This window comes from Aeromicrobium panaciterrae (assembly GCF_039537165.1).
Taxonomy (GTDB): Bacteria; Actinomycetota; Actinomycetes; order Propionibacteriales; family Nocardioidaceae; genus Aeromicrobium; species Aeromicrobium panaciterrae.
Genome location: NZ_BAAAZZ010000002.1, coordinates 1,345,397 through 1,357,436 on the forward strand (window position 1 = coordinate 1,345,397; position 12,040 = coordinate 1,357,436).

At 66.9% G+C, this 12,040-nt stretch carries 10 protein-coding genes; 4 read left to right on the forward strand and 6 right to left on the reverse strand.

What is annotated here, in order from left to right; all coding sequences use genetic code 11:
• Window positions 1-61 precede the first annotated feature (61 nt).
• The 4 genes from ABD683_RS07415 to ABD683_RS07430 all read right to left on the reverse strand — a co-directional run bounded on the left by ABD683_RS07415 (window position 62) and on the right by ABD683_RS07430 (window position 4,983).
• The gene (locus tag ABD683_RS07415; RefSeq protein ID WP_344768681.1) at window positions 62-895 is read right to left on the reverse strand and encodes a transglutaminase family protein; all 834 of its coding nucleotides are present in this window, start codon (window positions 893-895) and stop codon (window positions 62-64) included.
• Between the two features lie 2 nt (window positions 896-897).
• Window positions 898-1,824, reverse strand: a complete 927-nt coding sequence (locus ABD683_RS07420; RefSeq protein WP_344768682.1) for an alpha-E domain-containing protein — start codon at window positions 1,822-1,824, stop codon at window positions 898-900.
• Window positions 1,818-3,401 (reverse strand): circularly permuted type 2 ATP-grasp protein, encoded by a 1,584-nt coding sequence (locus ABD683_RS07425; RefSeq protein ID WP_344768684.1) that lies wholly within the window; start codon window positions 3,399-3,401, stop codon window positions 1,818-1,820. Before ABD683_RS07425 ends, ABD683_RS07420 begins: the two co-directional genes overlap by 7 nt.
• Before the next feature lie 82 nt (window positions 3,402-3,483).
• The gene (locus ABD683_RS07430; protein WP_344768686.1) at window positions 3,484-4,983 is read right to left on the reverse strand and encodes an MDR family MFS transporter; all 1,500 of its coding nucleotides are present in this window, start codon (window positions 4,981-4,983) and stop codon (window positions 3,484-3,486) included.
• A 240-nt stretch (window positions 4,984-5,223) separates the two neighbouring features.
• Between ABD683_RS07430 and ABD683_RS07435 the strand changes: the two genes are divergently transcribed.
• On the forward strand, window positions 5,224-5,661 hold the full coding sequence (locus ABD683_RS07435; RefSeq protein ID WP_344768688.1) for an HNH endonuclease: 438 nt from the start codon (window positions 5,224-5,226) through the stop codon (window positions 5,659-5,661).
• Between the two features lie 30 nt (window positions 5,662-5,691).
• Here the strand turns inward: ABD683_RS07435 and ABD683_RS07440 are convergent, their stop codons facing one another.
• A complete protein-coding gene (locus tag ABD683_RS07440; protein WP_344768690.1) occupies window positions 5,692-6,588 on the reverse strand; it encodes a siderophore-interacting protein in 897 nt (298 codons plus the stop codon).
• A 73-nt stretch (window positions 6,589-6,661) separates the two neighbouring features.
• Here ABD683_RS07440 and ABD683_RS07445 point away from each other — a divergent pair, with 73 nt between their 5' ends.
• On the forward strand, window positions 6,662-7,780 hold the full coding sequence (locus ABD683_RS07445; protein ID WP_344768693.1) for a lipid II:glycine glycyltransferase FemX: 1,119 nt from the start codon (window positions 6,662-6,664) through the stop codon (window positions 7,778-7,780).
• Entirely contained in the window at window positions 7,777-8,814 is a 1,038-nt protein-coding gene (locus tag ABD683_RS07450) for an alanine racemase (RefSeq protein WP_344768695.1), read from the forward strand. The genes ABD683_RS07445 and ABD683_RS07450 overlap by 4 nt, the downstream gene beginning before the upstream one ends.
• Here ABD683_RS07450 and ABD683_RS07455 read toward each other — a convergent pair whose 3' ends face one another.
• Complete coding sequence (locus ABD683_RS07455; RefSeq protein ID WP_344768697.1) at window positions 8,815-11,217, reverse strand: transglycosylase domain-containing protein; 2,403 nt, start codon at window positions 11,215-11,217, stop codon at window positions 8,815-8,817.
• Between the two features lie 232 nt (window positions 11,218-11,449).
• Here ABD683_RS07455 and ABD683_RS07460 point away from each other — a divergent pair, with 232 nt between their 5' ends.
• Window positions 11,450-12,025, forward strand: coding sequence for a PadR family transcriptional regulator (locus ABD683_RS07460; RefSeq protein WP_344768699.1), 576 nt, complete (start codon window positions 11,450-11,452; stop codon window positions 12,023-12,025).
• Window positions 12,026-12,040 lie beyond the last annotated feature (15 nt).

A 12,040-nucleotide genomic window follows, 5' to 3' on the forward strand; every position in this document is an offset into this window, starting at 1 on the left:
AGCTCGCTCCCATTCGGCCGCGGACGGCCTCCTTGGGAACCGAATGCTCAGTCATGGGTCGCTATCGCAACCGCGTGATCTCCACTCCGACAAACAGCTCGGACCCCCCAGACGTCGAGAAGATGCCACGCAACGGCGGGCTGTCGGCGTAGTCGCGACCCTTGGCGACAACGACGTGCCGCGGTCCGGGGGTGATCGCATTGGTCGGGTCCCAGCCGATCCACTCGCCGTCCCACCACTCGATCCACGCGTGTGACTCGCCCGCCACGGTCTCACCGATCTCGGGCTCGCGCGACGGGTGGAGGTATCCCGAGACATATCGCGCGGGGATACGAGCGTCGCGGAGCGCCCCGAGGGTGAGGTGCGCGAAGTCCTGGCACACCCCGGTCTGCGCCCTCCACGCATCGGCCGCGGTGGTCGTGACCTCGGTGCTGCCGGGGACGTACGCGATGCGGTCGTGCAGGAACTGCATGACCGTCGTGGCGTAGTCACCCGGCGTCGCCGCCGACTCACGCAGCGGCGCCAGCTCGGTCAACAGCTCCGGCGCCGGTGCAACCCAGCTGCTCATGGCAAGGAACTCGCACCATTCGTCTTGCACGGTCTCGAGCGCATCCCAGGCGACGCCGTGCGGCTCGGGCGGCGTGCCCTGGGTGTCGACGATCGAGGTGGCGACGACCGTGAGGTCCTGGTGCGGGTCGTGCACCTCGAACGACGTGACCGTCGTGCCCCAGTAGTCGCGGTACTCGTACGACCACGGCGTCGGCGAGATCTCGAGACGCGACCGCAGCACGTACTGCTCCGACGTCGTCATCGGCGTCATCCGCGCTTCGTTGAACGACGCCATGGCGCCCTTCTCGTAGTGATAGCCGGTGGTGTGGCGTATGCGCAGCTGCATGGTCACAAGAGGACACCGCCGCGCCAGGTGTAGGCCTCGGACTCGGCGAAGTAGCGCGCCGACACCGCATCGCTTGCGGCAGCACAGCTGCGCTGGAGGCGCTCCATCTCGACCGGGAGGTCGAACACGATGTCGGCAAGCGGCCGGTACTCCAGCTCGGTACGCGCCCGGCCGAGCAGCCGCTGCGCCTCGTCGCTGAAGCCCGAGCGCTGACCCGACGACTCGAGCTTGGTGAGCGCCTTCTCGGCCTGCGCCAGTGACGACACGATCGAGCGTGGGAACCACCGGTCGAGGAGCAGGAACTCGGCGGCCTGGCGATCGGCTTCGATCCCGCGATAGGCCCGGATGAAGCTTTCGTACGCGCCGCACGCGCGCAGCGTCGTCGGCCAGGCGACCTGCGGGCCGGAGGCCAGGGCAGCCGTCGAGAGCAGACGAGCCGTCATGTCGACCCGCTCGATGCTGCGGCCCAGCATGTAGAACTGCCAGCCCTCGTCGCGGGTCATGGTCGAGTCGGCGATGCCGGAGATCATCGCCGTACGGTTGCGCACCCACGTGAACATGTCGGGCGGCCGCATCGCCTGTGCCGTCGACAGACCGCGCCACGTCGTGTTGATCGCCGCCCAGATGTCGGTCGACAGCGTCTCGCGTGCCCGGCGTGCACTCTCGCGAGCGGCGCCGATCGCGGCGGCGATCGACACCGGCGAGTCGGCGTTGTGCGCCAGCAGGTCGAGGATCAGCCAGCGGTTGGGGATGCCGGTGTAGTCCTCGACGCCCATGACCGAGAGCAGCTGCTCACACGAGATGCGTTCGTCCATCCCGGGGTCCTCGATCAGCACCTGCATCTGCACGTCGAGGATGCGCGCTGTGTCGTCGGCGCGCTCGAGGTAGCGCCCGATCCAGAACAGTGACTGCGCGATGCGGCTCAGCACGGGACATCACGACCTTGCTGCTGCTCCTGCTCCTGGACCTGCATGCCGCGACTTTCGCCGTCGAACGCCGGACCGGCCGACTGGTTGACGCCGGCGACCGCGGTCGCATTGGGCGCGAGATCGCCCAGGTCCTCGGGCTCGCTGGCATCGGCCAGCACCCAGGTGTCCTTGGAGCCGCCGCCCCGGCTGGAGTTGACGATCAGCTCTCCCTCGGGGAGGGCGACGCGGGTCAGCCCGCCGGGCAGCACCCAGACGTCGTCGCCGTCGTGGACCGCGAACGGACGCAGGTCGACGTGGCGCGGGCGGATGCCATCCTCGACGAGGGTGGGCACGGTCGACAACGAGATGACGGGCTGGGCGATCCACGCCCGGGGATCCTCGAGGATCTTGCCGCGCAGCTCGTCGAGCTCGTCGGTCGTCGCGGCCGGACCGATGACGATGCCCTTGCCGCCCGAACCATCGACCGGCTTGAGCACGAGCTCGTCGAGGCGGTCGAGCACCTCTTCGCGCTGGTCGGCCTCGCCCATGCGCCAGGTGTCGACGTTGCGCAGGATCGGCTCCTCCGACAGGTAGTAGCGGATCAGGTCCGGGAGGTACGTGTAGAGCAGCTTGTCGTCGGCGACACCGTTGCCCACCGCGTTGGCGATCGTCACGTGGCCCGCGCGGGCGGCATTGATGATGCCCGGGACCCCGAGGGCCGAGTCGGCGCGGAACTGCACCGGGTCGAGGAACTCGTCGTCGATGCGGCGGTAGATCACGTGCACCGGCTCGAGGCCGTTGGTCGTACGCATCATGACCCGGCCCGAGCGGCACACCAGGTCGCGACCCTCGACGAGCTCGACGCCCATCGTGCGGGCCAGCAGCGTGTGCTCGAAGTAGGCGGAGTTGTAGACGCCCGGCGTGAGCACGACGACGGTCGGGTCGCTGACGCCGGCGGGCGCAGCCTTGCGGAGCGCGGCGAGCAGCGCCTGCGAGTACTGCGACACCGGTCGGATGCGGTGGTCGGCGAACACCTCCGGCAGCGCCGCCGAGAGCGCCCGGCGGTTGGTCATGACGTACGAGACGCCGGACGGCACTCGTACGTTGTCCTCCAGCACCCGGAAGTCGCCGTCGCCGTCACGGATCAGATCGACGCCGGCGACGTGGATACGTACGCCGTTGGGAGGTTCGAGCCCGGCGACGACGCGGTGGTAGTGCGGCGAGGTCATGACGGTTTCACGGGGAACGACGCCATCGGCGAACAGCTCACCGGGGCCGTACGCGTCTGCAAGGAACCGTTCGAGTGCCAGCACCCGCTGGCGCACTCCTCGTTCCACGTGGTGCCAGTCGGCGGACTCGATCAACCGCGGGACGATGTCGAGCGGAAACGGCCGTTCCTCGCCTGCGACACCGAACGTGACGCCCTGCTCGAGATAGGACGAGGCAAGGGAGTCGGCGCGGAGCCGGATCTCGTCGGCGCCCATCTTGTGGAACGACTCGTGGATGGTGCCGTAGTTGTCGCGCACGTCCGTGCCGGCGAACATCTCGTCGAAGCCTGCGACGGGGCCGTAGCCGTCAAAGAGCTCTGAGGTGTCCACGCCACCGACCGTAGCGCGTCTGTGTCACAACTGCGTTTCAGCGCCGACCGGTTGCCCGGCCGGCGCTGAGACGCTGGGTCGATCAGTGAGCTGCGACGGGTGCCGCGGGCTGGTCGGCCTTGGCCGGCAGCAGCAGCGACAGCGCGATCACGATGGCTCCGAAGATCGCCCCGGCGACGAACGCCCACTGCAGTCCGCCGACGAAGCCCTCGTTGACGCTCGCCCCACCGGACACCAGGCTCTCGGACCGGTTCTCGAGGATCACCACGATGACAGCAGTCCCGACGGCACCGGCGACCTGCTGGAGCGTGCCGAGGATCGAGCTTCCGTGCGAGTAGAGCTCCGGCGTCAGCGAGCTGAGGCCCAGCGTGAACATCGGGGTGAAGATCGACGCGAGGCTGACCATCAGCACGACGTGCAGGCCGAGCAGCAGCGCGTACGGGGTGTTGGCGTCGATGACCTGGCTCATGGTGAACAGGACGACCGTCATCAGGATCGCGCCGGGGATCACCAGCGGACGAGCACCGATTCGGTCATAGATCGCTCCGACCCGCGGGCCGAGCAGTCCCATCGCCAGGCCGCCGGGCATGACGAGCAGTCCGGTCTCCATGGCGGAGAGTCCGCGCAGGTTCTGCAGGTAGAGCGGAAGCAGGATCATCGATCCGAGGAACGCCATGAACCCGACCGACATCAGCACGAGCGTCACGGTGAACGTACGGCTCTTGAAGGCGCGCAGGTCGAGCAGCGGGCTGCCGGTGCGCTGCAGACGCAGCTGGTAGAGCGTGAACGCGGCGACCAGCGCGACACCGACACCGATGAACAGGGTCAGCTGGCCGGAGCTGCGGGCGCCGACCTCGCTGAGTCCGTAGACCAGGGCGGCGAAGCCGAACGCTGCCAGCGCGACACTCGACCAGCTCACCGGCGACGTCTGCGTCTCACCGACGTTCTTGAGGTGGCGCAGGCTGAGCACCGACACGACGGCCGCGACAGGCAGCACGAACGCAAAGATGAGCCTCCACGAACCGAGCTGGAGGATCAGCCCGGAGAGCGCCGGACCCATGGCGGGTGCGACCGAGATCGCGAGCATCATGTTGCCCATCACCCGGCCACGAGCCTGCTCGGGGACGACCGTCATCACCGTGGTCATGAGCAGCGGCATCATCACGGCGGTGCCGGCGGCCTGGACCGCACGGCCGACGAGGAGCATCTCGAAGATCGGTGCGGTGCCACAGATGATCGTGCCGAGGCCGAACGTCGTCATGGCGATCGTGTAGGCCGACCGGGTCGTGACTCGCTGGAGGAACCAGCCGGTCACGGGGATCACGGCGGCCATCGTCAGCATGAAGATCGACGAGATCCACTGCGCATCACGGGCCGTGACGTCGAAGTCGGCCATCAGGTGCGGCATCGCGTTGATCATGATGGTCTCGTTGAGGATCACGACGAACGTGGCAGCCACGAGCAGCTTGATGACGAGAGGAGTCTTCTCCGTATCGACGGGAGACTCGGTGAACTCTGCCTCGAACTCCGCGAGCTCGGGATCTGTCGACGCTACGGGAACGCCGTCGTTGTTGGCGGTCATGACTGGTCCTTTTGTTGCGGTCTGCGGGGGGCCGGTTGACCGCCCTTCATCAATACGACGAACGACTGGTCACCATTTCGACATACGGATCAGACATTTTTCCTCGACCGATGCGTCTCCGGTGGCAACCTGCCCGCGCCCGCGGCTATTCCCGGTTGGCGACACCGGTTGAGATTGCATCTCTTTGGAGGCATTTCACCGTGTCGGCGACTACGCTTTCGCTCAGAAAGGGGCCCGATCATGGCGGAGACTCACGTCCTGGTTCTCAACGCGAGCTACGAGCCCCTGCAGCGCGTCTCGATGCGCCACGCGATCAAGATGCTCGTACGCGAGGTCGCCGTGATCGAGGAGGAGGCCGGCGGATCGTTCGGGCCCTTCCCCAAGCCGAAGGTCCTGCGTCTCGTCCGTTATGTCGTGACGCGGTGGATGCATCGCCGATCCAACCTGTGCACCAAGAGCGCCATCAAGGCCCGCGACAAGATGTGCGCCTACTGCGGTGGTCGCGCCGAGACGGTCGACCACATCGTGCCGCGCAGCCGTGGCGGGACCCTGACGTGGGACAACGCCGTCGCGGCCTGCATCCGCTGCAACCACCGCAAGGCCGACCGCACCCCGGCCGAGGCCGGTATGGTGCTCCTGCTCACCCCGGCCCAACCGCGCTACGTCGTCGTCGCCTAGCCATCTCGCTCGCCGCGCCAGCCGAACGAACTACAGACCCACGGACTCGTAGATGTCGTCGAGGGCGTCGAGGTAGGCACCTTCGTCCTCGCCGACCTCCTTCTGCACCTCGGCGGCCTTGGCGATGACCTGGTCGGCGACCTCGTCGTAGCGCGCGTTCCACTTCTCCGCATCGACCTGCCAGTAGCCGCACGTGTAGAAGTCGGACTGCGGCCACCCGAGCTCGCGACGCAGGTGACGGCGTACGGCCCGGCTCGCCCGCGCCTCGCCGGCGAGCCAGACGTAGCGGTCCTCGCTCGGCAGGTCGCGCGAGGTGACGGCGTCGGCCAGCGCGTCGGCGATGTCGGTGTCCTGGGCCACGACCTGCCAGCTGACGTCGACATCGGCAGCACTCGGCAGCGGGATCTCATCATCGGCGTCGGTCAGCACGATGACGACCTCGACGCGCTGACCCGGGTCGAGCCCGCGCAGGATGCGGGCCACCGCGGGTACGCCGGTGATGTCGGCCACGAGCAGCTGCCAGCCGACACCCGCCGGCGCCGCGTACAGTCCGTGCGGCTGGATCAGGCCGACCCGGTCGCCGGGCTGGCACGAGCGTGCCCAGTCCGAGCCGATGCCGTCGTCGTGGATCGCAATGTCCAGGTCGAGCTGCGTCTTGCCCTCGACGATCCGGTGGTCCGAGATCGTGTAAACCCGCGGTGCCAGCTCGGGGGCATCGTCGGGATACGTGAACGACCAGTTCTCGTCGATCTCGGGCAGCGTCAGCGTCGCGCCCGCGGGCGGGATCAGCACCCGTACGTACTCGTCGGGGATTCCCGTCGACTCATATCCCTCGAGCTGGCCCCCCAACGTGACCGTCACGAGATGAGCAGACAGGCGGGCCGTGCGCAGCACCTCTGCATCGAACGTTTTCACTCCGGAAGCCATGCAAGTTAGGTTACCCTAATCTGGTCGCACCCCAAATCGCGGGTGACTGCGCCCGCGTTGGTAGCGTGGAGCGGTGACGTCATCGCTCCGGGTCAGGTCCATCAGCGCACCCGAGCACCTTGAGTTCGTACGCGGCCGCCCGTCCGTGAGCTTCCTCCAGACACCGGCGTGGGCCACCGTCAAGAACGAGTGGCGCGGCGAATCGATCGGCTGGTTCCGCGGCGACGTCCTCGTCGGCGCGGCGCTGGTGCTCTATCGGAAGCTGCCCAAGCTCGAACGGTTTCTCGCCTATCTCCCGGAGGGCCCGGACATCGACTGGGTCGGCGGAGATCTCACGGACTGGCTGACGCCCATGACGGCCCACCTCAAGAGTCAGGGAGCCTTCGGCATACGCATGGGTCCGCCCGTCGTGACGCGCCGATGGAATGCGTCGACGATCAAGGCCGCCATCGCCGACCCCGTGCTCACGACACTGTCTGACGTGCCAGCCGACGCCAGCGATGACGCGGCGATCGCCGTCGGCAAGGAGCTCAAGCAGCTCGGCTGGAAGGAGCTCGATGCCAGCGGCGGGTTCACCGCGGGGCAGCCGAAGTTCAACTTCCAGATCCCGCTCGCCGATCGCAGCGAGGACGACGTGCTCGCCGGGATGAACCAGCTCTGGCGCCGCAACATCAAGAAGGCGGCCAAGCTCGGCGTCGAGGTGACCACCGGTTCCAGGGCCGACCTTGCGGCGTTCCACGAGATCTACGCCGAGACCGCCCAGCGCGACCACTTCACCCCACGACCGCTCTCGTACTTCGAGCGCATGTGGGATGCCCTCGGCGCAGAGGAGCCCGACCGGCTGGTGCTCTATCTCGCGCACCACGAGGGCGACCTCGTCGCGTCGACCACGATGGTGCGGGTCGGTCAGCACGCGTGGTACTCCTACGGCGCGTCCACCACCGCCAAGCGTGAGGTCCGCGGGTCCAACGCGATCCAGTGGCAGATGATCCGCGATGCGATGGCCGCCGGTGCGACGATCTATGACATGCGCGGCATCACCGAGACGATCGACCCCGACGACTCCCACGCCGGGCTGATCCAGTTCAAGGTCGGGACCGGTGGCGAGGCGGTCGAGTACCTCGGCGAGTGGGACCTCCCGCTCAATCGCGCGCTCTACCTGGGCTTCGTTCAATACATGAAGAGGCGATGACTGTGTCTTTCGAGCTCCGCGTCGATGCTGCGCGTTGGCGCCGCGGCCTCCGTGCGCTGACCGAACATACACCCGGCATCGTCCCGGTCATCAAGGGCAACGGCTACGGATTCGGCCGCGACCTCCTCGCAGCCGAGGCGGCTGACCTGGGCGTCAGCGCGATCGCCGTCGGTACGTACGCCGAGGTGCCCAGTGCGCTCAAGGCGTTCCCGGGCGACGTCATGGTGCTGTCGCCGTGGCGCCCGTTCGACGGCGATGTCGTGTACGACGCGCGCCTGATCCACACCGTAGGACGGGTTGAGGACATCGCCGCTCTTGCGGCTGACCACTCCGACAGCCGGGTGATCATCGAGGGCGAGACCTCGATGTCGCGGCATGGCTTCGACCGCCACGAGCTCGCGGCAGCCGTCGCCGCCCTGGGCGAGCTGCAGGTCGAAGGCTTCGCGATCCACCTGCCAATGACCGGTCACAACCTCGCCGAAGCCGAGAGCTGGGCCGCCGCTCTCGCAGCATCCCAGGTCGAGACCACCACGTTCTTCGTCTCGCACCTCACACCCGACGAGCTCGCCACGATTCGCGAACGTCGGCCGCACCTCGACGTACGGCCACGCATCGGCACGTCGCTGTGGCTCGGCGACCTCGGGGCGCTGTCCGTACGCGCCACCGTGCTCGACCGGCACCAGCTGGCCCGTGGCGAGAAGGTCGGCTACCGCCAGCGATCGATGCCGCGTGACGGCCATCTGCTGATCATCGCGGGAGGCACGAGCCACGGCATCGGACTCGAGGCTCCCAAGGCGTCGGCGGGTGCGATCCAGCGTGGCAAGTCACTCGCCAAGGGCGGTCTGGAGGCGGCGGGATTCTCGCTGTCACCGTTCACGATCGACGGAAAGCAGCGCTGGTTCGCCGAGCCGCCTCACATGCAGGCGAGCATGGTCTTCCTGCCGGCCAGCGCAGCGGTGCCCGAGGTCGGCGACAGCGTCGAGGTGGCGGTGCGGTTCACCACCGCCACGTTCGACGCCGTCACTCTGGACTAGCTAGGACCGGGGTACGGCCAGGACTGGCTCGACCTCGTCGTTCCAGCGCGTTCGCACCCACAGGCCGGCGAGAATCAACGGGATCGCACCCCATCCACCGCCACCGGACTGACCCGGGAGGTCCTTGCAGGGCTTGTTGACCGGGGGTTCCAGCGGCCGCCAGTCACCGCCCGCATCCATGCAGGCCGCAAAGCTGGACTGCGGATCCACCGGTGGGGTCACGGAGCTGCAGTCCGTGCCGTAGGGCTGGTCGCCGGGAATCTCCGGACAGACGTCCTTCGGTGGGTTGATGCAGTGCTTCTTGTCCGGGCTCAGGATTCTGCCCGGGTTGCACGTCGGCGGAGGCGGCGTCACGCACTTCGTCCTGGAGCCGTTGAGCACCTGACCGTTGTCACACTTCGGCGGCGGCTTCTTGTAGGTCGTGCCCTTGGTCGCCTTGATGTTGGCAGGCGGCGGGAACGAGCCGCAGTCGCTCGGGTCGAGTGCCGCGTTCATGAACGCACGGAACGTCATGGCGGGATAGGTGCCGCCATAGAACGGGTTGAGGAAGCCCTGCAGCTGCTCGTTGCCGACGCCGCGGTTGTACATGACTGCGGTGGCCAGCTTCGGCGTGATGCCGGTGAACCACGACGACGAGACGCGTGACGACGTGCCCTGGCCGGCAGTTGCGGTTCCAGTCTTGCCACCGGTCGGACACACCGTACGGCCGCGTGTTCCGGTGCCCTTGTTGACGACGCCTCGCAGGGCGGCGATCGTGTCGGCCGCGACGTCCTCGGGGATCGTCTGCTCGGTCGCCACCTTGTGCTGGTGGAGCGTGCCGCTCTTGTCGGTGACCTTCTCGATGACGTACCAGTCGGCCCTCTTGCCGCTTGCCGCGATCGTCGCGTAGGCGTTGGCCATGTCGACGGGCGAGACCGGAGCGTAGCCGAGCGGCGTGCCCAGCACATCGGGCTTGTAGTTGTCGGCCCAGCGGTCTGAGACGCCCGCCTCCTTGGCCGCCTCGATGACCTTGGCGTTGCCGTCCTTCATCTGCGTCGTCAGGTCGACGAACGCGGTGTTGATCGACTCCTCGGCCGCCTTCTCCAGCGGGACCTTGCCGAACGACCGTCCGCCGCTGTCGCCCTGGTTCTCGATCTCGTCGGAGCCGAAGCGCTGGGGCGAGTCACCGTTGAGCTGGGTCTTGAGGCTGTAGCCGTCCTCCAACGCCGCGATGATCGCGAACACCTTGAACGTCGACCCGGGCTGGGTTCCCTCCGTCGCCCAGTTGAGCTGGCTCTTGAGGTAGTCGGGGCCGCCGTACATCGCGCGGACAGCACCCGTTCCGGGCTGCACCGCGACGACGGCGTTGTGCAGGCCCTTGCCGCCGGGGCTGATTTGCTTGACGGCCTTCACGGCGTCGGCCTGCTGGTCGTAGTCGAACGTCGTGACGATACGGAGACCGCCACCGTCGATCTGGTTGTCGGTGAACTCCAGCGTCTTCATCTTGCGCTTCACCAGATCGAGGAGATAGCCCTTGGTGCCCTTGTAGCGGTTGTTCTCCTTGAGCTTGGCAACCGGCGGAAGCTTGTCCTGCCAGGCGGCGTTCTGCTCGGCGGTGATGGCACCGGCCTTGAGCATGCCGTCCATGACGTAACGGAAGCGCGGCATGATGCGCGACTCGGCACCCTCGGCGTAGGGGTCGTAGAACGACGGGCTGTTGATGATCGTCGCCAGCAGCGCCGACTCGGCGTACTCGAGCTCCGAGGCAGGCTTGTTGAAGTAGGTCTGCGACGCGACCTCGAGGCCATAGGCACCGTTGCCGAAGTAGATCGTGTTGAGGTAGCCCTCGAGGATCTCCTTCTTGCTCAGCTGGTTGTGGATCTTGATCGAGAGGATCGCCTCCTTCACCTTGCGGGTGTAGGAGCGTTCTTGGTTGAGGTAGAGGATCTTGACGTACTGCTGCGTGATGGTCGAGCCACCACCCGTGATCTGTCCGCTGGTCGCGTTGTCGCGGGCCGCGCGGATGATGCCCTTGAAGTCGATGCCGCGGTTGGAGTAGAACGTGCGGTCCTCGGCGGCGATCGCGGCGGCCTGCATCGTGGCCGGCATGTCCTTGAGCGGGATGCTCTCGCGGTCCTGCGTCGCGAACGTACCGATCACGTGCTTGCCGTCGGAGTAGTAGACCTTGGTCGTCTGGGTCTGGAAGTCGGCGTTGGGGTCGGGGATCTTGATCGCCTGGTAGAGGACGAAGAACGTCAGCGCACCCAGGAGGGTCCCGAGGACACCGAGGAACACGATCCACCGAAGGGTCGCGAGATACCAGGGGCCGTGACCACTGATCTTCCAGGTGAATGCCTTGAGCTTGCCGGGCTTGCCGGCGGCCTTCTTGCTGGCCTTCGTCGCTGCTCGCTTGCGTGTTGCCAAGTCTCCGTCAACCTCCGTCGGGACCCCAGGAGCGGATCCGTCATCGACCAAGTGTGCCGAACGTACCTGAGAGATCTCTAATCGGCCGCCGTGGCAAGTGTCGAGCATCACCCTACGGCGTCGAAGGGGACCCATTGGCATGACATGCCGATGCGATGTATCGTTCCGATATAACGTGTCTGAACAAACATCAGGCCAACGCAATTCAAACAGACTGACCTGGAACGAGACGATGACCAAACGCGGCGCGGCACTCGAGGTGGCAGTTCTCGGACTGCTCCACGATGCCCCCATGCACGGATACGAGCTGCGCAAGCAGGTCAACGTCCTGCTCGGCTGGACCCGCGTCCTGTCCTACGGCACCCTCTATCCCTGCCTCAAGGCCCTCGGCAAGTCCGGCTACATCGTGGCCGACGAATCCGGTGACGTGGCAGGACGTGGACGCCGCGGTCGCATCGTCTATCGCCTCACCGCCGAGGGCAAGGAGTTCTTCGCGCAAGCGCTCGAGGAGTCCGGCCCCGCCACGTGGGACGACGAAACTTTCGGCGTACGGTTCGCATTTTTCTCGCGTACCGACTCGCCGACGAGGGTTCGCATCCTCGAGGGGCGGCGCAGCCGTCTCGAGGAGCGTCTCGAGAACGTCCGTACGGCAGCACAGCGCGGACGCGAACGGGTCGACTCCTACACGTTGGAGCTGCAGAAGCACGGGCTCGAATCGGTTGAGCGTGAAGTCAAGTGGCTGACCGAGCTGATCGAGCGCGAACGTTCCGGCGGGTACGACACGACAGAGAACACGACAGAGAAGTGAACACCACTAATGGAG

What these genes read in the sequence shown, in the direction of transcription:
- ABD683_RS07415 (WP_344768681.1), bottom strand. Translation starts at nt 895, where the DNA reads ATGCAGCTGCGCATACGCCACACCACCGGCTATCACTACGAGAAGGGC.
- ABD683_RS07430 (WP_344768686.1), bottom strand. Translation starts at nt 4,983, where the DNA reads ATGACCGCCAACAACGACGGCGTTCCCGTAGCGTCGACAGATCCCGAG.
- ABD683_RS07435 (WP_344768688.1), top strand. Translation starts at nt 5,224, where the DNA reads ATGGCGGAGACTCACGTCCTGGTTCTCAACGCGAGCTACGAGCCCCTG.
- ABD683_RS07440 (WP_344768690.1), bottom strand. Translation starts at nt 6,588, where the DNA reads ATGGCTTCCGGAGTGAAAACGTTCGATGCAGAGGTGCTGCGCACGGCC.
- ABD683_RS07450 (WP_344768695.1), top strand. Translation starts at nt 7,777, where the DNA reads ATGACTGTGTCTTTCGAGCTCCGCGTCGATGCTGCGCGTTGGCGCCGC.
- ABD683_RS07460 (WP_344768699.1), top strand. Translation starts at nt 11,450, where the DNA reads ATGACCAAACGCGGCGCGGCACTCGAGGTGGCAGTTCTCGGACTGCTC.